Source organism: Mesorhizobium sp. M0047 (assembly GCF_040323315.1).
Taxonomy (GTDB): Bacteria; Pseudomonadota; Alphaproteobacteria; order Rhizobiales; family Rhizobiaceae; genus Mesorhizobium.
Genome location: NZ_JAMYUW010000032.1, coordinates 63,898 through 81,971, shown reverse-complemented (window position 1 = coordinate 81,971; position 18,074 = coordinate 63,898). Strand labels below are relative to the sequence as shown.

The 18,074-nt window shown below is 63.2% G+C and carries 17 protein-coding genes; 10 read left to right on the top strand and 7 right to left on the bottom strand.

Translation table 11 applies throughout. From position 1 onward, the window contains the following. Window positions 1-262: 262 nt before the first annotated feature. The gene (locus NKJ89_RS25525) at window positions 263-1,759 is read right to left on the bottom strand and encodes an FAD-linked oxidase C-terminal domain-containing protein (RefSeq protein WP_352606619.1); all 1,497 of its coding nucleotides are present in this window, start codon (window positions 1,757-1,759) and stop codon (window positions 263-265) included. Window positions 1,760-2,044: 285 nt separating this feature from the next. After that, window positions 2,045-3,367: a DUF3422 family protein gene (locus NKJ89_RS25520; protein ID WP_352606617.1), complete on the bottom strand. Its 1,323-nt coding sequence runs from the start codon at window positions 3,365-3,367 to the stop codon at window positions 2,045-2,047. Between the two features lie 210 nt (window positions 3,368-3,577). Between NKJ89_RS25520 and NKJ89_RS25515 the strand changes: the two genes are divergently transcribed. From NKJ89_RS25515 to NKJ89_RS25505, 3 genes are all read left to right on the top strand, one after another. Beyond that, window positions 3,578-4,381, top strand: a complete 804-nt coding sequence (locus tag NKJ89_RS25515) for a FadR/GntR family transcriptional regulator (RefSeq protein ID WP_352606615.1) — start codon at window positions 3,578-3,580, stop codon at window positions 4,379-4,381. A gap of 19 nt (window positions 4,382-4,400) precedes the next feature. After that, window positions 4,401-5,537 (top strand): alpha-hydroxy acid oxidase, encoded by a 1,137-nt coding sequence (locus NKJ89_RS25510; protein WP_352606613.1) that lies wholly within the window; start codon window positions 4,401-4,403, stop codon window positions 5,535-5,537. Between the two features lie 160 nt (window positions 5,538-5,697). After that, window positions 5,698-6,489, top strand: a complete 792-nt coding sequence (locus NKJ89_RS25505) for a metallophosphoesterase (RefSeq protein WP_352606611.1) — start codon at window positions 5,698-5,700, stop codon at window positions 6,487-6,489. 27 nt (window positions 6,490-6,516) lie between these two features. Here NKJ89_RS25505 and NKJ89_RS25500 read toward each other — a convergent pair whose 3' ends face one another. Together NKJ89_RS25500 and NKJ89_RS25495 are read right to left on the bottom strand one after the other, a co-directional pair. Beyond that, the gene (locus NKJ89_RS25500) at window positions 6,517-6,648 is read right to left on the bottom strand and encodes a hypothetical protein (protein ID WP_280948931.1); all 132 of its coding nucleotides are present in this window, start codon (window positions 6,646-6,648) and stop codon (window positions 6,517-6,519) included. Between the two features lie 293 nt (window positions 6,649-6,941). Continuing rightward, window positions 6,942-7,640, bottom strand: a complete 699-nt coding sequence (locus tag NKJ89_RS25495; RefSeq protein ID WP_352606609.1) for a type 1 glutamine amidotransferase — start codon at window positions 7,638-7,640, stop codon at window positions 6,942-6,944. Window positions 7,641-7,729: 89 nt separating this feature from the next. On the opposite strand from NKJ89_RS25495, the gene NKJ89_RS25490 reads away from it, so the two are divergent. The 4 genes from NKJ89_RS25490 (at window position 7,730) to NKJ89_RS25475 (ending at window position 11,872) form a co-directional block, all read left to right on the top strand. Further along, on the top strand, window positions 7,730-8,377 hold the full coding sequence (locus NKJ89_RS25490) for a hypothetical protein (RefSeq protein WP_023756831.1): 648 nt from the start codon (window positions 7,730-7,732) through the stop codon (window positions 8,375-8,377). 31 nt (window positions 8,378-8,408) lie between these two features. Next, window positions 8,409-9,143 carry a 16S rRNA (uracil(1498)-N(3))-methyltransferase gene (locus tag NKJ89_RS25485; protein WP_352606607.1) on the top strand — a complete coding sequence of 245 codons (735 nt, stop codon included), beginning with the start codon at window positions 8,409-8,411 and terminating at the stop codon, window positions 9,141-9,143. 244 nt (window positions 9,144-9,387) lie between these two features. Beyond that, complete coding sequence (locus tag NKJ89_RS25480) at window positions 9,388-10,761, top strand: glutamate--cysteine ligase (protein ID WP_023756833.1); 1,374 nt, start codon at window positions 9,388-9,390, stop codon at window positions 10,759-10,761. 100 nt (window positions 10,762-10,861) lie between these two features. Further along, on the top strand, window positions 10,862-11,872 hold the full coding sequence (locus tag NKJ89_RS25475) for a DUF937 domain-containing protein (protein ID WP_352606604.1): 1,011 nt from the start codon (window positions 10,862-10,864) through the stop codon (window positions 11,870-11,872). 168 nt (window positions 11,873-12,040) lie between these two features. Here the strand turns inward: NKJ89_RS25475 and NKJ89_RS25470 are convergent, their stop codons facing one another. Beyond that, entirely contained in the window at window positions 12,041-12,331 is a 291-nt protein-coding gene (locus NKJ89_RS25470) for a DUF1127 domain-containing protein (RefSeq protein WP_023756836.1), read from the bottom strand. Between the two features lie 173 nt (window positions 12,332-12,504). Between NKJ89_RS25470 and NKJ89_RS25465 the strand changes: the two genes are divergently transcribed. The 3 genes from NKJ89_RS25465 (at window position 12,505) to NKJ89_RS25455 (ending at window position 16,297) form a co-directional block, all read left to right on the top strand. Next, window positions 12,505-13,461 carry a LysR substrate-binding domain-containing protein gene (locus NKJ89_RS25465; protein WP_023756837.1) on the top strand — a complete coding sequence of 319 codons (957 nt, stop codon included), beginning with the start codon at window positions 12,505-12,507 and terminating at the stop codon, window positions 13,459-13,461. A gap of 81 nt (window positions 13,462-13,542) precedes the next feature. Then, a complete protein-coding gene (xseA, locus tag NKJ89_RS25460) occupies window positions 13,543-15,174 on the top strand; it encodes an exodeoxyribonuclease VII large subunit (RefSeq protein ID WP_352606602.1) in 1,632 nt (543 codons plus the stop codon). A gap of 4 nt (window positions 15,175-15,178) precedes the next feature. Continuing rightward, on the top strand, window positions 15,179-16,297 hold the full coding sequence (locus NKJ89_RS25455; protein WP_352606600.1) for a DmpA family aminopeptidase: 1,119 nt from the start codon (window positions 15,179-15,181) through the stop codon (window positions 16,295-16,297). A gap of 71 nt (window positions 16,298-16,368) precedes the next feature. On the opposite strand, the gene NKJ89_RS25450 is transcribed toward NKJ89_RS25455, so the two are convergent. After that, window positions 16,369-16,623, bottom strand: coding sequence for a hypothetical protein (locus tag NKJ89_RS25450; RefSeq protein WP_352606598.1), 255 nt, complete (start codon window positions 16,621-16,623; stop codon window positions 16,369-16,371). Window positions 16,624-17,070: 447 nt separating this feature from the next. Next, on the bottom strand, window positions 17,071-18,069 hold the full coding sequence (gene doeB, locus NKJ89_RS25445) for a N(2)-acetyl-L-2,4-diaminobutanoate deacetylase DoeB (protein WP_352606596.1): 999 nt from the start codon (window positions 18,067-18,069) through the stop codon (window positions 17,071-17,073). Window positions 18,070-18,074: the final 5 nt, after the last annotated feature.

Sequence of the window (18,074 nt, the reverse complement as noted above, 5' to 3'; positions counted from 1 at the left end):
CCAAAACATCTTGCAAGCCCATCCTCTCGACAAACCCATCGCCAGCAAGATGCGAAGAGCCAGATGGAACAGAGACTTCCTCTTCCAGCTCTTTACTCATATGCGATAGCCCTGCCCTCAAGGGGGGAGATTTGCTGACGGTTTTGCTTTCGCCAATCCCCAACCGAGGCGGTAGGGCGAGATGTCGAAGCTGCCGATCTCCCCCCTTGAGGGGGAGATGTCCGGCAGGACAGAGGGGGGTGTTCAAGCGCTGACATCCCAGTCAAAACCTCGGAATGTCCGGGAACGGCAGCTTGCCGCCGGAGATATGCATGCGGCCGAGTTCGGCGCAGCGGCGGAGCTGTGGGAAGACCTTGCCGGGGTTGAGCAGATGGTTGGGATCGAAGGCGCATTTGACGCGCATCTGCTGGTCGAGGTCGACCTGGGTGAACATTTCCGGCATCAGGTCGCGTTTTTCCACGCCCACCCCGTGTTCGCCGGTCAAGACGCCGCCGACCTTGACGCAGAGCCGCAATATGTCGGCACCGAAGCTTTCCGCCTTGTCGAGCTCACCCGGCACGTTGGCATCGTAGAGGATCAGCGGGTGCAGATTGCCGTCGCCGGCATGAAACACATTGGCGACGCCGAGGCCGTATTTCTCCGACAGTTCGCGCATGCCGGCGAGCACGCGCGGCAGTTCCTTACGCGGGATGGTGCCATCCATGCAGTAATAATCGGGCGAGATGCGGCCGACCGCCGGGAAAGCCGCCTTGCGGCCGGCCCAGAAACTCAGCCGCTCCTGCTCGGATTGCGAGATGCGGCAGGTGGTCGAGCCGTTCTTGTAGGCGATGGCCTCGACGAGACCGATCAGATGGTCGACCTCGACGCCCGGTCCGTCGAGCTCGACGATCAGCAGCGCCTCGACATCGAGAGGGTAGCCGGCATGGACGAAATCCTCTGCCGCGTGGATCGCTGGCCGGTCCATCAACTCCATGCCGCCCGGAATGATGCCGGCGCCGATGATGTCGGCGACGCACTGGCCGCCCTGCTCGCTGGTCGGGAAACCGATCAGCAAGGCGCGCGCCGTCTCCGGCTTCTTCAGGATGCGCACGGTGACCTCGGTGACGACCCCGAGCAGCCCTTCCGAGCCGGTCATGATGCCAAGCAGGTCGTAGCCTTCCGCATCGAGGTGACTGCCGCCCAGCCGCACCACCTCGCCATTAATCAGCACCATCTCGATGCCGAGCACATTGTTGGCGGTGAGGCCGTATTTCAGGCAGTGCACGCCGCCGGAATTTTCAGCGACGTTGCCGCCGATCGAGCAGGCGATCTGGGAGGATGGATCGGGGGCGTAGTAAAAGCCCTCCTGCTCGACGGCGGTGGTGATGCCGAGATTGGTGACGCCCGGCTGGGCGATGACGACACGATTGGGAAAATCGATCGCAAGGATGCGGTTGAAACGGCTCATGACCAGCAGCACCGCATCTTCCAGCGGCAGCGCGCCGCCCGACAGCGAGGTGCCGGAGCCGCGCGGCACGACGCGGATGTTGCGGTCGTTGCAGTATTTCAACACGCGGGAAACCTGGGCCACCGTTTGCGGCAAAACGACAACCAGCGGCAGCTGCCGATAGGCTGTCAGGCCATCGCTCTCGAAAGCACGCATGGAATTTGCGGCGTCGACGACGCCCTCGCCCGGCACAATGATGCGCATGTCGGCGACGATCTCGTCGCGCCGGCGCATCGTGGCGTCGTCTGGTTTCGGCATGGCCAGGCCGGACATCAACAGCCTCGTTTCGCTTGACTGGTCAAAATCTTTTACCAATGAAGCGCGCTGGTTGCAAATGCTGCGGTGATGCGAAGTCCAGCCTCACCGACGAGACAGCTTCCGCAGCGGCAATCTGCCGCTGTCTTGCCCTCCCCCTTGTGGGGAGGGTCGCGAACCAAGTGAGCGGGGTGGGGGTGCGGCGCAAGGCCAGCACCCTATGAGCACCCCCACCCCGTTTCGCAGGTTTCGCTTCGCTCAAGCTGCTCACCGACCCTCCCCACAAGGGGGAGGGTGAAGGCGCTACTCCCCCGCCAGCTTGCCGGGTTCGGAATGCAGCCGGCGTACGCGGCGCACGCCCCACCAGACCAGCAGGATGGCGACGGGCACCGAAGCAGCAGTGATAACCTCCGGCGCGAAGGCATGGCCGAAAATCGAGGCACCCTTGGCGACATAACCGATGAGGCCGACCACGTAATAGGAGACGGCGGCGACAGAGAGCCCTTCGACGGTCTGCTGCAGGCGCAGTTGCAGGCGGGCACGGTTGTTCATCGATGCGAGCAGGTCGCGGTTCTGCTTCTCGACCTCGACATCGACCCAGGTGCGCAGCAGCGTCGTGGCGCGGGTCAGTTTTCGCGATAGATTGGCTTGCCGCTCCTCAACCGAACGGCAGGTGCGCATGGCCGGTGCGACGCGGCGCTGCAGGAACCCGCCCCAGGTGTCGTAGCCGGGCACGGCCTCTTCCTCCAGCGCTTCCAGCCGCTCGCCGACGATGCCGTCATAGGCGCGGCTGGCGCCAAAACGGTAAAGGCTCGACGCCGCGTCGGCTTCCAGCTCCGCGGCAAGTTCGGTAAGGTCGGCCAGCAAGGTCTGGCTGTCGCGGGTTTCGGCAACCTTCATCTCCAGCGTGGTCTGTGCCAGCCGGTCCTCGATGCGGCGGGCGCGGCCGGACAGGTTCAGCGCCAACGGCAGGCCGAGCATGGCCAGCGTGCGATAGGTTTCAACGTCGATCAGCCGCTGCGACAGTGCGCCGGTGCGCGCCGGGGTCAGGCCGCGGTCGAGCACCAGCATGCGGGTCATGCCGTCGCCATCCTGGCGGAAATCGGTGACGATGGCGGCGTTGCCGCGCTCGACCAGCGAGTAGCACAGGCTGGTGGGATCAAAGCCTGCGATCAGCCTTTCGCTGACCTGCGTCCACTTGCGGATTTCGAGCCGAATACCCGAAATGACGGTTCCCGGCGGCGAAAACCCGTTGCCGAATGGCGAATCTTCCGGCGTCCTGCCGCTTTCGGAGAGCGGCCCTTCCCACAGATAGGTCGAGAATTCGGTGTGCCGCTCCCAGCGCAGCGAACCTTTGCCCCACTTCATGGCATGATGGCGGGCCTGCCGGTCGGGTGCGGCGATACCGAGACGCCGCGACAGTTCCGAAAGCACCGCGTGGTCGACGCCGGAACCGCCCTCGGTCATGAAGGCGAGCTGCACCAGCACGCGCGGCTTTTCGATCAACGGATGCGGCCGGGCATGGACCTCGCCGAGCGCGCCGGGCCGGCCCTCATGCGCGGGAAACCCCATGACGCTGCCTTTGGCGCGCGGCTGGAACTCGAGATTGGACGGGTCGTCTGACACGGCGTGTTCCCCGGGGTTTCTTTGAACCCTCTTGCACTCGCGTCCCTCTAGAGCCAATAGCCCGGTGACGCAAACAACAAAGTTTAGCCGAAGATGACATGGTGCCCGGCGGCAAAATCGACATGCTTCGGCCAATTGGATAAATAATTTGACCAGTTGGCGACGCAGGCTTTATCCTGCGCGACAGCGGGTCACCTTCCAGGCATTGAGTTGAGCGACATTTTTTCCAGGATCGAGCATTCGCGCACCGCCGACGAGGTGGTGCAGCAGATCGAGAGCCTCATCCTCGAAGGCGTGCTGCGCACCGGCGACCGGTTGCCGGGCGAGCGCGAGCTCGCACGCCAGTTCGACGTGTCGCGGCCGATCCTGCGCGATGCACTGAAGGCGCTGGAAGGGCGCGGCCTTTTGACGACAAGGCCCGGCGGCGGCACGCATGTCGCCGATGTCATCGGCCAGCTGTTCACCAAGCCGGTGACGGACCTGATCTCGATGCACCGCAAGGCTGTGATCGACTATCTGGAATACCGCCGTGAGATCGAAGCGGTGGCGGCCGAATACGCGGCGCGGCGCGCCACTCCAGACGACATAGCCCTGCTCGACAAGATCATGGCACGCATGGACGACGCGCACAGGACCGGCGACTTCGACCACGAGGCTGACATCGACGTCGAGTTCCACCACGCGATCTGCGAATGCGCGCACAACATCATCCTTTTGCACACGCTGCGATCCTGCTACCGGCTGTTGTCGGAAGGTGTGTTCCAGAACCGGCTCCTGGTGTTCAGCGTGCCTGGCGCGCGCGAGGCGCTGCTTGCGCAGCACCGGGCGATCCATGCGGCGGTGAAGGCCGGCGACCCGGCCGCTGCCCGGCAAGCGGCGATGGACCACATCACCTATGTCGAACGGTCAATGGCGGAGGCCGAGCGCAGCGGCGACTGGCAGCGCGTCTCACGGCTGCGGCTGAAACAGCGTGTCATCACCACCGACACCGAACCTGCGCGCAAACGCTCCTAACTGTCGAAACGGGAAGCCCATGAGCCACATCCTGACCATCGCCGACCTCAAGGACCTCGCGCGCCGGCGCGTGCCGAAGATGTTCTTCGACTATGCCGATTCCGGTTCGTGGACCGAAAGCACGTATCGCGCCAACGAAGAGGACTTCCAGAAGATCAAGTTTCGCCAACGCGTTCTTGTCGACATGGACAACCGTTCGCTGGCATCGACAATGATCGGCGAAAAGGTTTCGATGCCGGTGGCTTTGGCGCCAACCGGCATGACCGGTATGCAGCACGCCAATGGCGAGATGCTGGCGGCGCAGGCGGCGGAGGAATTCGGCGTGCCGTTCACCCTGTCGACGATGAGCATCTGCTCGATCGAAGATGTTGCCTCCGTAACCACCAAACCGTTCTGGTTCCAGCTCTATGTGCTGCGCGACAAGGATTTCGTGCTCAACCTGATCGACAGGGCGAAGGCGGCGAAATGCTCGGCGCTGGTGCTGACGCTCGACCTGCAGATTCTCGGCCAGCGCCACAAGGACATCCGCAACGGGCTTTCGGCGCCGCCCAAGCTGACGCTGACGAACATCGTCGACATGGCCATCCGGCCGCGCTGGTGTGCCGCCATGGCCGGCACCAAGCGGCGGACCTTCCGCAACATTGTCGGCCACGCCAAGGGCGTCGGCAACATGTCCTCGCTGGCATCGTGGACGGCGGAGCAGTTCGATCCGCATCTGTCGTGGAAGGACGTCGCCTGGATCAAGGAACGCTGGGGCGGCAAGCTGATCCTCAAAGGCATTCTCGACAAGGAAGACGCGCTGATGGCGGCCAAGACCGGTGCCGACGCGATCATCGTTTCCAACCATGGCGGACGCCAGCTCGATGGCGCATCCTCATCGATCGGCGTGCTGGAAGAGATCGCAGATGCGGTCGGCGACACGATCGAGGTGCATATGGATGGCGGCATCCGCTCCGGCCAGGATGTGCTGAAGGCACTCTGTCTCGGCGCCAAGGGCACCTATATCGGCCGGCCATTTCTTTATGGCCTGGGTGCGCTCGGCAAGGGAGGGGTTACCAAGGCGTTGGAAATCATCCGCAAGGAGATGGACATCACGCTGGCGCTGTGCGGAAAGCGTCTGGTCACCGACATGGGCAAAGACCAGCTCCGGCGTTAGAGCTGTCGTCGTTTCACGAACGCAGAAACGCTCTATCTCTTTGTTTTGTCGCAGTTCCCAAGGGAAAGCGCTTTGCGCTTTTTCCGGGAAAAGCGTTTCACAATTTTCCTGGAACTGCTCTAGAGTTCCGTGACAGCCTGATCACGGAGACAATGAGAAATTGGCGGAAACAGGTATCCACTTTCTCGACGCGCATGGGCCGGAGGGGGTGCGTGTTTATTCGATTGGCGACGTGCATGGCCGGCTCGACCTGCTGGCTGCCATGCATCAGCGCATCAAGACCGAGATCGAGACGCAGGCGCCCGCCGACTGGCGTGTCATCCATCTTGGCGACTATGTCGACCGCGGTCCAGATTCAAAGGGTGTCATCGACTTCCTGATCGAAGCGCGGGAGCGCGACCCGCGCCATCTGATGCTGGCCGGCAATCACGACATCGGCTTTCTCGATTTTCTCAATAGGCCCGACCCGGACGGACTTTTCATCCGGTTTGGCGGCATCCAGACGGCGCAGTCCTACGGCGTGGCGATCAGCGATAGCGCCAGCGCGTGGTTCGGCAAGGCCGAGGCGGCCGTGCGCAAAGGACATCAAGCTCTGGTCGAGGCCGTGCCGCAAAGCCACGTCGACTTCCTGCGGTCGCTGCCGTTTTCAGTGACGCTAGGCGATTTCTTCTTCTGCCATGCCGGCATCCGGCCGGGCATCCCCCTGGAAAGGCAAAACCCGCAGGATCTGATCTGGATCCGCGACGTTTTCCACGATCACACCGGCCTCTATCCGAAGATCGTGGTGCACGGCCACACGCCGGTACCGGAGGCGGAAGTGATGGCCAACCGCGTCAATGTCGACACGCTTGCCTGGCAATCAGGCATGCTGACCGCGCTCGTCGTCGACGGCTTGGACAAACGTATCCTGACGATGACGATCAAGAAACCTGGGAAAATAGGGGAAGCTTGACCGCTGCGTGGCCGAGGACGCTCGGTTTTAGTGCAGCGAGGCGGTCACGCCGTAGCCGTCGACGGCGTTGTGGTTGTTGGCCGCGTCCGCGGCATAGATGCCCAGACCGCAAAGCACGATGGCGGACAACATGGCAAAGGACAGAAGCGCTGCTTTCACGGAGGTCATCTCTTGTTGAGCTTTCGGCATCTGTGCACGAGGCGGTTACCAATGCGTTGAAACGGAGAATTCGCTTCAAAATTTCGACGATTTTGCGCTTCTAGGCACGTTCTGTATCGACGGTGTGTCGCGCCGGTCACACCAAAGGTTCATCGCGGTTGCACAAAAGATGCGGAGCGCGCGCCTTCTAGGATAGCGGGCGGACACAAGCCAAGGATGAAAGCGGTTTTCCCCAACGGTTTCGCCACCGCGTGCCAATTATGTCACGCGGCGAGGCCCTGAGGGACGGATGCTCAGATCGTCGCCACCCAGGCGCGGGCGATGGCGAGGCCGGCAGCGTCCGCGTCGGGGCCGTTGCGGGCCATTTCGCCGTCGAGCGTGCCGGCCCAATCGGGGTGGCGCGCGGCGATGATCGTGGCAAAGGACGTGCTCCAGTCCTTGACCATCGGCCGGTCGGCCTCGAAATGGAACTGGAAGCCGTAGACCGCACGGCCGACGCGAAACGCCTGGTTTTCGGCGACATCGTTGCCGGCTAGCCGCACGGCGTTCTCCGGCAGCACGAAGGTGTCGTCATGCCACTGGAAGATCGGGAATTGTTCCGGCAGCGCGCCCAGCACCGGATCGGCCTTGGCGTCCAGCGTCAGCGACACGCCGCGCCAGCCGAACTCGTTGGCGCCGCCGATGCGGTTCTCGCCGCCGAAGGCACGGGCAACGAGCTGGCCGCCGAGGCAGATGCCGAGCACGGCGCGATTCTTGTCGGCGAAATCGCGGGTCAGCTGGAGCAGTGCCGGGAAATAGGGGTACTCGTCATCGGCCAGCGCATTCTGGCCACCGCCGAGGACCACCATGGCATCATGCCCGGTCGCGTCGTCCGGAAGGCTGTCGCCCTTGTAGGGGAGACGCAGATCGAGATCGGCGCCCGCCTCCGCAAGCGCGGCACCAACCTGACCAAGGCCGGTATTGTCGTAGTTCTGGACCACCAGCACCCGCATCGCAAAACCCTGCTGACATGAAAATGAATGCGACGAGCGATATCATGCCGTCTGTATTGCAGCCAAGATGGGTATTGCGGGAGAAAACTATGCCACTGCAGAACCGGGTCGATCCGTTCGGTGTCATCCACGCCGTACCCGAGCGCGGGCTGTTCACCGGCAATCGCGGCATCATCCACGATCCCGAGACGAAGACGCTGTTGAAGAAGCGCTGGGCGCTTCAGGCCTGGATCATCTGCGTCTGCCAATTCCGCAATGTGCGGCGCGAGCCGATGGGCCGCAACCGGGAGGGCGGTAGAGCGGGGTGGACCGAGCTGTTCTTCCTCGACGAAGTGACGGCATTGGCGGCCGGGCATCGCCCCTGTTTCTTTTGCCAGCGCGAACAGGCCAAGGATTTCGTCGGCCGCTTCGGCGAAGCTTTCGGCATTGCCGAGCCGCGCGCCCCGCAAGTCGACAAGCGGCTGCACAAGGAGCGGCTGGCGTCGGGCGGCCGGCTGGCGATGGTGGCCTTTGAGGAGCTTGCCGGCCTGCCGGACGGCGCCCTGATCGCGGATGGCGGCGACGCTTATGCCTTGCGCGGCGGCAAGGTACTGCGTTGGTCTTTTGGCGGATATGGCCCACCCGCCGATTTCGCCCTGCTCGAAGGCAAGACGCTCTCGCTGCTGACACCGGCCACGACGCTTGCCGTGCTGCGGCAAGGCTTTCGACCCGTGTGGCATCCGTCGGCAGAGGCTTGACGCCGGCGGCCGGCTCGCTCATTCCTCGCCAATGCGCGCCAACTACAAGATGCAACGTCTCTTCGTGCCCGACGATCTGCGGCCAGACATCGAATTTGAGGCCGGTCAACAGCAAAGCCATTATCTCCTGCACGTGCTGCGGCTCGGCGAAGGTGCCGAAATCCTGGTATTCAACGGCCGCGACGGCGAATGGTCGGCGGCCATTGCAGCGAAGACAAAAAGGGCCGTGCGGCTGAAAGTGTCCGTGCTGCAACGGCCGCAGCCGCCGCTGCCCGACCTCGTCTACTGCTTTGCGCCGCTGAAGCAGGGCCGCCTCGACTATCTCGTACAAAAGGCGGTCGAGATGGGCGCCGGCGTCCTGCAGCCGGTTATCACCCAGCACACGCAGGTCGCAAAGCCATCCATCGATCGCCTGCGTGCCAATGTCGTCGAGGCTTCCGAACAATGCGGCATCCTGGCGGTGCCGGAGGTGCGCGAAGCGGAAAAATTCGAGCGTTTGCTGACCGGTTGGGACAAGGAACGGCGGCTGATCTTCTGCGACGAGGATGCCTCGTCGCACAATCCGCTGCCCGCGCTGCAGGCGGTCAAGGAAAAGAAGCTTGGCCTGCTGGTCGGGCCGGAGGGCGGTTTTTCCGACGACGAGCGCAAGATGCTGCGCGCCCTGCCCTTCGTCACCGCCATTCCACTCGGACCGCGCATCCTGCGCGCCGATACGGCCGCGGTGGCCGCGCTCGCGGTGATGCAGGCGACGGTTGGAGACTGGTGAGACGTCATCTCTCGCAAGGGACGGAGAGTGCGGCACCGTTCAATTCCTGTTCACCTGTGGCTCAGGATTTTTCGCTTGCTCGTCTGCTGACATTTCGTCCATTTAGCGCCGGCGATCGTCCGATCGTCCTATAGCGCCACGCGTCCTTTCGGACACACAAAGGACGCTGTAGCATTTCATTGGGTTCATGGTCCTTCCGAAAATCGAAAGCAGATTTTCGCGGTCATGTGCTGAGGGCTTACAAATGGCGCGCGATACAACCGATTTCCGCCCGATCGAAGGTGTCGACGAACTCGTCGAGCATCTGGCCGAAGGCAACAAGCCGCGCGACAAGTGGCGCATCGGCACCGAGCACGAGAAATTCCCCTTCTATGTCGACGGCAACGCACCTGTGCCCTATGGCGGCGAGCGCGGCATCCGCGCCATCCTCGAAGGCATGCAGTCAAAACTCGGCTGGGATCCGATCATCGATGACGGCCGCATCATCGGCCTTGTCGAACCGACCGGCCAAGGTGCGATTTCGCTGGAACCCGGCGGCCAGTTCGAGCTGTCCGGCGCGCCGCTGGAGACGATCCACCAGACCTGCCGCGAGGGCAATGCCCATCTGGCGCAGGTGCGCGAGATCGCCGAGCCGATGGGCATCCGCTTTCTTGGCCTCGGCGGCAGCCCGAAATGGTCGCTGGCCGAGACGCCGAAAATGCCGAAATCGCGCTACGAGATCATGACGCGCTACATGCCCAAAGTCGGCACCAAGGGCCTCGACATGATGTACCGCACCTGCACGATCCAGGTGAATCTCGACTTCGAGAGCGAGGCAGACATGCGCCGCAAGATGCAGGTGTCGCTGAAGCTGCAGCCGCTGTCGACGGCATTGTTCGCCAATTCGCCTTTCACCGAAAGTCACCCGAACGGCTTGCAAAGCTGGCGCGGCGACATCTGGCGCGACACCGACAACCAGCGCTCGGGCCTGCTCGAATTCTGCTTCTCGCCCGATTTCGGTTTCGCCGACTATGTCGAATGGGCGCTCGACGTGCCGATGTATTTCGTCATCCGCGACGACCACTATCATGACATGACGCACATCACCTTCCGCCAGTTCATGGCCGGGGCCGCGCGCAATGAAGTGCCGGACGGGCTGCCGACAATGGGCGATTGGGCAAACCATCTGTCGACGCTGTTCCCGGACGTGCGGTTGAAGCGCTTCCTCGAGATGCGCGGCGCCGACGGCGGGCCATGGCGGCGCATCTGCGCATTGCCGGCCTTCTGGGTGGGGCTGCTCTATGATGAGGCAGCGCTGGACGCCGCCGAGGCGCTGACCTCGAGCTGGACGTATGAAGAAACGCTGGCGATGCGCAACGCGGTGCCGGAACAAGGCATTTCCGCGCCCTTCCGCAACGCCACGCTGCGCGAAATCGCGCGCGACGTGCTGGTCATCTCGCGCATGGGGCTGAAGAACCGCGGCAAGAAGAACCGCGACGGCTATGACGAGACCTCCTTCCTCAACACTTTGGACGAGGTCGTCGCCCGCGGCACAACCAGCGCCGAGGAGATGCTGTCAGCCTATCACACGCGCTGGGGCGGCTCGATCGAACCGGTTTTCATGGAATACGCCTATTAGGCCTCGGATATGACGCAGCCGATCGATCGGCAAAAGCCGCTTTAATCGGAAGTCGAAACAAACTAGGCTTCTTCGGCGAGGATTTCCGGAGGAGACGCCGATGCCTACCTTGTTCGACATGCTGACGCAGGCCCAGAACGGCAACGGAATGCAAGCCCTTGCCCAGCAATACGGGCTTTCGATGCAGCAGACGCAAGCGGCGGTTGCCGCATTGCTGCCGGCCTTTTCGCAGGGGCTGCAACGCAACACCGCCGACCCCTATGGCCTCGGCGCCTTCATGACGGCGATGGCCAGCGGCCAGCACGCCAAGTATTTCGAGGACGCAACCAGAGCCTTCTCGCCGCAAGGCGTCGATGAGGGCAACGGCATTCTCGGACATTTGTTCGGCTCGAAGGATCTGTCGCGCGCCGTCGCCAGCCAGGCGGCGCAAGCGAGCGGCGTTAGTCAACAGATCCTTCAGCAGATGCTGCCGGCGATCGCCTCGATGGTCATGGGCGGGCTGTTCAAGCAGACGACAAACCAGATGCAGGCCGCCGGCGGTTTTGGCGGCGGCAACAATCCGCTCGGCGAGATCATCGAGCAGATGATGCGGCAAGGCAGCGGCATGCAGGCCCCGGCGCCGCAGCCCCAGAGCCCGATGGATAACCCGCTCGGCAAGGTTTTGCAGGACATGTTCGGCGGCGGGGCGCCACAGCCGCAAAGCCAGCCGCAGCCGGCACCCAATCCCTATGGCGACAATCCGCTCGGCAAGGTGCTGCAGGACATGTTCGGCGGCGGCGCACCTCAGCCGCAAAGCCGCGCGCAGCCGCAGCAGACGCAAAGCCCTTATGGCGACAATCAGTTGGGAAAGATCTTCGAGGAGATGTTGCGGCAGGGCGGCGGTGGCGGCTTCGGCATCCCGGGCGGCCAGCCAGCGCCGCAGCAGCCTCAAGCGCCCCCACAGCAGCGTCAGGCACCTCAGCCACAGACCAATCCGAGCGGCAGGCCAAGGAATCCCTTCGACGACCTGTTCGGCAAAATGTTCGAAACCGGCGCCCAGCAGCGTGACGACTACCAGAAGGGCGTGGAAACGATCTTCGACCAGTTCAAGCGGGACATGGACCGGCGGTAGGTCGACAACAAGCGCCATCCCAAACCAAGAAAAGAAAAGCCCGGTCCTGGGAGGACCGGGCAGAGTGCAGGCGGCCGGCGGGGATCCGGCAGGGAGTGGGGCCTGCATACTTTTCAGTCGCGCCGAACCTCTAAAAGGTTCAAAGCAACCTGAACAACAAGCTGTCGATCAAGCGACCTTGCGGGCGAAATCCTCGATCGTCTCGATGCGATCGCTGGCGATTTCGCGCAACATCGCCGTCGGGTCGCGGCCAAACGGCACGTCGATGGCGACATGCAGGTCGGCGCGCGTCAGGCCGATATCGGCGAGTTCGGCGTCCGACATCTCTCCCAGGCGATAGAAGGCGCGGCGGTTTTTCCAGGCGCGGTAGACGTTGGAAATGGTGTTTGCCACGCGCGTCGCAACGGCCGGACGCGAGGTGATGCGCGAGGTCTCGGTGGCGAAATCAAACGTGGTCATGTCGGTCTCCTTCAGACTCGAACGAGCAAGGCTAGCAATCGGCGCTAGCGGCGGCGATTGCGGTCCCAATTCACATGCTTTCATGTGGACAATGCGAATTTGACATGATGCGATTGATTAATCCAACGAATGTTTCTAATCTTTGGCATCAACACTAGTGATGGATCATGTCGATGAAATCGCCTCTCGATCTCGATCAGTTGCAGACCTTCATCTCGATTGCCGACACCGGCAGCTTCACCAGAGCGGCCGAAGAGGTGCACCGGACGCAGTCGGCGGTGTCGATGCAGATGCGCCGGCTGGAAGAGCGGATCGGCAAGCCGCTGTTCGAGAAAGACGGGCGCACCAACAGACTGACCGAGGAAGGCGACAAGCTGCTGTCCTACGCGCGCCGGCTGCTCTATCTCAACCGCGAGACGCTCGCTGCTTTCGATGACCGGCGGCTCGAAGGCACGATCCGCATCGGCACGCCGGACGATTATGCTGACCGTTTCCTTCCGGAAATCATGGCGCGGTTCACGCGCTCCAATCCGCGCGTCGAACTGACTGTCATCTGCGAACCGACACCGGGGCTGGTCGAGCATATCAAGCGCGGCAATCTCGACCTGGCGCTGGTGACGCATAACGATGTACGCGGCCAGTCGGAGGTGGTGCGGCGCGAACCGCTGCTGTGGGTCACCTCGGCCAACCATGCAACGCATGAACAGGAAACCCTGCCGATGGCGTTTGGCCGGCCGAACTGCATCTGGCGGCGTGCCGCTGTCGATGTGCTCGACCAGCAGAACCGCGACTATCGCATCCTGTTCACCAGCTTCTCGGCCACCGTCATCACCGCCGCGGTGCTTTCAGGCCTGGCAATCTCGGTGCTGCCGGAATGCGCGCTGCGACCGGGCATGCGGGTGCTGGGTGAGGCCGACGGCTTCGGCGCCCTGCCCGATTGCCGCATCGGCATCATGCGCGGCCAGACGTCGCGACCCGAGATCGTCGACGCGCTCGCCCGCCATATTTCAGAAAGCCTCGACAATATTTCCGTGCCGCTCAGCGAGGACACCGGGACATTCGATTTCGCGGCGCTCGCCTTCACGAAGCTGCGGCGAAGCAAGCCGAACCAGATCCTGCCCGGCTGGTAGGCGGTCAGGCACGGGGGTTATGAACGCCTGGCCGAGAGCGGCCACCTTGACGCGGGCGCCCAACCGTCCCCCAATCGGCCGATGAGCGACGCATCATCCGAATCACGCACAAACGCCACCGAATACACGGTGAGCGAGATTTCCGGCGCGCTGAAGCGCACGGTCGAGGACGTCTTCGGCAATGTGCGTGTGCGCGGCGAAATCTCGGGCTATCGCGGGCCGCATTCCTCCGGTCATGCCTATTTCGCGCTGAAGGACGACCGCGCACGGCTCGACGCCGTGGTGTGGAAGGGCACGATGAGCCGGCTGAAGTTCCGCCCCGAAGAGGGGATGGAGGTGATTGCCACCGGCAAGCTCACCACCTATCCCGGCAAGTCCAACTACCAGATCGTCATCGACAATCTGGAGCCGGCCGGCGCCGGCGCGCTGATGGCGCTGCTGGAAGAGCGCAAACGGCGGCTGCAGGCTGAGGGCCTGTTCGACACCGGCCGCAAGCGGTTGCTGCCGTTCATGCCGCGCGTCATCGGCGTCGTCACCTCGCCGACAGGGTCCGTCATCCGCGACATCATCCACCGCATCAAGGACCGGTTTCCGCTGCACATCCTGGTCTGGCCGGTGCGCGTGCAGGGCGAAACATCAGGCGCGGAAGTGACTGCGGCGGTCAACGGCTTCAACGCGCTGGCCTGGAACGGCGCCATCCAGCGCCCCGATCTGCTGATCGTGGCGCGCGGCGGCGGCAGCCTCGAAGACCTCTGGGGCTTTAATGACGAGGCGCTCGCCCGTGCCGTTGCCGCCTCCGCGATTCCGGTTATTTCGGCTGTTGGCCACGAGACCGACTGGACGCTGATCGACCTCGTCGCGGATGTGCGGGCACCGACCCCGACCGGTGCGGCCGAGATTGCAGTGCCGGTGAAGGCGGACCTTGAAGCCACGCTTGCCAGCCTCGGCGCGCGGCTCAAGGCGGCGGTCCTGCGCAATTTCGAACGCAAGCGGCAGGCTGCCCGTGCGGCCGCCCGTGCTCTCCCCTCGCCAGATCAATTGCTGGCGCTGCCGCGGCGGCGCCTCGATGATGCGACATCTAGGCTCGGCCGCGGCCTGCTGATCTCCACCGAACGAAAGCGGGCACGGTTCTTCGCTGTAAAGCTGACACCGGCGATGCTGTCCCAGCGCATTGCCGAGGTGCGGCGCTCCAATGAGCGCAATCTTTTGCGGGCACAAGTGGCGCTACGCGCGTTGGCAAGAGCCCGGCGTGCGGAATTAAATCGTGCGGCGGACCAGTTGCCGAAATGCGCCAGGGCATCGCTGCAGCGGCACAGGCAGCAACTGGCTTTGCTGCAAGGCCGCATCACGATCGAGCCCACAGCGCGGCGTCAACGCGTGCAGAGGGATTTGCTGACAGCTTTAACAAGACGCGGAACGCAAGCCGTGGGGCTCAGGCTGGAGCGCCTGCGCGGCCGCGTCGTACAAGCCGAAAGGCTGATGGCGACGCTGTCGCACAAGGCGGTGCTTGCACGCGGCTTCGCCTTGGTGAAGGACGCCGACGGAGCGGTGATCAAGCAAGCATCTGAGGTGGCGTCGGGAATGGCGCTTTCGCTTGAGTTCGCGGACGGTACCGCCGATGCGATTGCAACCAGCGGCACGGCAAAACCGAAAGCGGTGGCCAAACCAGCAGCCAAGGCCAAAGTATCAGGCAATCAGGGATCGCTGTTCTGATGCCATGACCGACAATCCGAACCATCTGGCAACGCCTTCAGGCAAACCCCGCGCGCGAAGTTTTGGCATCGTCTTCGACGGGACGCCCGGGCCGTGCAACGCGATCACCGATGTGCCCGGAGTGGCGGTCGGTTACGCGACGCTGATTTCCGGCGACGGCGCGCTCGTCGTCGGCCAGGGACCGGTGCGCACCGGCGTGACCGCGATCCTGCCCAGGCCGCGCGCCGATCTTGCCACGCCGGTCTTCGCCGGCATCTTCAGCCAGAACGGCAATGGCGAACTGACCGGCTCGCACATCGTCGAGGAAACCGGTGCTTTCAACTTCCCGATCACCATCACCAACACGCATTCCTGCGGTGTCTCACGCGACGGCACGCTGCGCTGGATGCAAAGCGTGCTGCCGGCGGCAATCGACAGCGCCTGGGGCCTGCCGGTAGCGGCGGAGACCTATGACGGCTTCCTCAACGATATCAACGGCCACCATTTGACTTTTGAGCACGTCGCCCACGCTCTTGACGGTGCGACCAGCGGACCGATCGAAGAAGGCAGCGTCGGCGGCGGCACCGGCATGATCACCTTCGCCTTCAAGGCAGGTTCAGGGACCGCGTCGCGCGTCGTCGAATGGCAAGGCCATGCCTACACCGTCGGCGCCTTCGTGCAGTCGAATTTCGGCAAGCGACACAATTTTACCATTCGCGGCTTGCGTGCCGGGCTGGAACTCGTCGAACCGGCGATCCGCGAAGGTGCGCCGCGCGCCGAAAAGGGCTCGATCATCGCCGTCATCGCCACCGATGCACCATTCCTGCCGCACCAGATGAAGCGGCTGGCACGCCGGGTGCCGCTCGGCGTCTCCATGACCGGCGGCTTCGGCTACCACAGCTCCGGCGACATTTTTCTCGCCTTCTCGACCGCTAATCCCGCAGCGGCTCTGGCGCCATCCGGCAGCATCGCCAGTGCCGAGTTCATCCCTGACACAGACATCGATCCGTTTTTCGACGCGGTGATCCAGGTCGCGGAGGAAGCGATCCTCAACGCGCTGGTCGCCAATGACGACATGAGCGGACGCGACGGCAATTTCGTGCCGGCGCTGCCGAAGGCGTGGCTGAAAGAAAAATTTGGCTGAAATTGATCGTTGAAACGAAAACGCGGCCAAGCAAGCCCGCGTGTTTCATGCAGGGGGTCGCCCCTATTTGATCATTTCGCTGCTTTGCTGGACGCCTGCTGGCGCTCGTCGGCCTCGGCCGCTTCCTCGAGCCTGGAGGCGATGAGTTCCTTGATGTCGCCGACTTCCTCCTGGATATCTTCCAGGGGTATGCCGACTTCGGCGGCCTTGGCGGCGCATTCCTTGGCCAGTGTCTCGGCCTGCTTCTCGATCCGGGCCTCGGAAGGCTGGCAGTGGACCTTCTCACCGATCCATTCCTGCAAGAACTCGATCGCATGTTCACTCATACTGCTGTTCCCTTGCGGCAAAGCCGGTTGGTAATCATAAACGTCGGCACCCCGCAAAGGATGCATGTCCCCATTCCAGCCGAGTCGCGGTCACTCGGCAAGCCGATGCCGTCCAACGTCCACAGAGCCATAGGAAATCGAAGGGTCAAGAACATTTTCTGATTCTGGAGGGGTCGGTACCGAGGCTGGGTCACGCCCAGCGTTGCGCCACTGTTTCTATTTGCTTTTTTCCGGTTTCCGAGCCGATTTTCGTCACAATAGATGGCGCAACTCACAACACATTTACAGTCGCTTCGAGGTCGCTGCCCTCAGGCGCGCGGGTCGAAGCCGCCGCTATATAGTGGCATCCTCGGGCAATGTCGACTCCGCTCGCCATCCTGCTTCTTTCCGCCGCGCCGAAGGGCGGAAACAAGCCAGGATGGACAACATTTGCCGCAGGTTCAAGCTTCAGACGTGCACAGCCACGACCGCCGCGCAGTCGCCGGCCTTGACCAGGCCGGGGAAATGCCGCGCCGCCAACATGCCCGACATTTTTGCCAGGATTTCCTGGGGGGCTATGCCGGTGCGACCGGTGGAATGGATGCGGGCAAGCACCGCGCCTTCTTCGACCGGCTCGCCAAGATCGACCATGGTTTCGATCATGCCGTCTTCCTCGGCGAACGAAAAACAATCGCCCGACGGCATGTCGAGCCACTGCGTCGGGCTCTTCTCGACCGCTCCGGCAACGATGCCGGTATGACGCAGCACATTGAGAATACCGCGCCGCGCGATCCGTACGGTTTGCGCACGCGAGGTCCCGCCGCCACCAAGTTCGGTGCTGACAAAAACCTTGCCCATCTCTTCGGCTGCCGTGTCGTACATGCCGACTGAATCAATCTCGATCATGCGCATCGAAAACGGGGCAGAAAATGCCGCAACCGCCTCGAAGGCTTTCTGCTCCAGTGCCTTGTCCGGCAAAGTGTGCGCGGCGCAGAACGGCACGAAGTCCAGCGTCCTGCCGCCGGAATGGAAATCGAACACGATGTCGGCGCGAGGCAGCAACTCACGTTGAAAATAGTCGGCGATCTTCTCGGTCACCGTGCCGTCCGGCCGGCCGGGGAAACTGCGGTTCATATTGCCCTTGTCGATCGGCGAGGTACGCGTGCCGGCGCGGAAGGCCGGATAATTCATCGCTGGCACGATGATCACGGTGCCGCTGACATGCTTGGGATCGAGCGTGCGGGCGAGGTCGTAAAGCGCCAGCGGCCCCTCATACTCATCGCCATGGTTGCCGCCGGTCAGCAGTGCCGCCGGCCCCTTGCCGTTGCGGATGACGCAGATCGGGATCATCACCGAGCCCCAGGCCGAATCGTCTCGGCTGTAGGGCAGGCGCAGGAAACCGTGCTGGACGCCGTCATGGTCGAAATCCACCGTCGGCGCGATCGGTGATGGGCGTAGACTCGACATCGGGT

Coding starts and splice junctions, on each gene's coding strand:
- NKJ89_RS25525 (WP_352606619.1), bottom strand. CDS start 1,759: ATGTCCGGCCTGGCCATGCCGAAACCAGACGACGCCACGATGCGCCGG.
- NKJ89_RS25510 (WP_352606613.1), top strand. CDS start 4,401: ATGAGCCACATCCTGACCATCGCCGACCTCAAGGACCTCGCGCGCCGG.
- NKJ89_RS25495 (WP_352606609.1), bottom strand. CDS start 7,640: ATGCGGGTGCTGGTGGTCCAGAACTACGACAATACCGGCCTTGGTCAG.
- NKJ89_RS25490 (WP_023756831.1), top strand. CDS start 7,730: ATGCCACTGCAGAACCGGGTCGATCCGTTCGGTGTCATCCACGCCGTA.
- NKJ89_RS25485 (WP_352606607.1), top strand. CDS start 8,409: ATGCGCGCCAACTACAAGATGCAACGTCTCTTCGTGCCCGACGATCTG.
- NKJ89_RS25480 (WP_023756833.1), top strand. CDS start 9,388: ATGGCGCGCGATACAACCGATTTCCGCCCGATCGAAGGTGTCGACGAA.
- NKJ89_RS25475 (WP_352606604.1), top strand. CDS start 10,862: ATGCCTACCTTGTTCGACATGCTGACGCAGGCCCAGAACGGCAACGGA.
- NKJ89_RS25470 (WP_023756836.1), bottom strand. CDS start 12,331: ATGACCACGTTTGATTTCGCCACCGAGACCTCGCGCATCACCTCGCGT.
- NKJ89_RS25465 (WP_023756837.1), top strand. CDS start 12,505: ATGAAATCGCCTCTCGATCTCGATCAGTTGCAGACCTTCATCTCGATT.
- xseA (WP_352606602.1), top strand. CDS start 13,543: ATGAGCGACGCATCATCCGAATCACGCACAAACGCCACCGAATACACG.
- NKJ89_RS25455 (WP_352606600.1), top strand. CDS start 15,179: ATGACCGACAATCCGAACCATCTGGCAACGCCTTCAGGCAAACCCCGC.
- NKJ89_RS25450 (WP_352606598.1), bottom strand. CDS start 16,623: ATGAGTGAACATGCGATCGAGTTCTTGCAGGAATGGATCGGTGAGAAG.
- doeB (WP_352606596.1), bottom strand. CDS start 18,069: ATGTCGAGTCTACGCCCATCACCGATCGCGCCGACGGTGGATTTCGAC.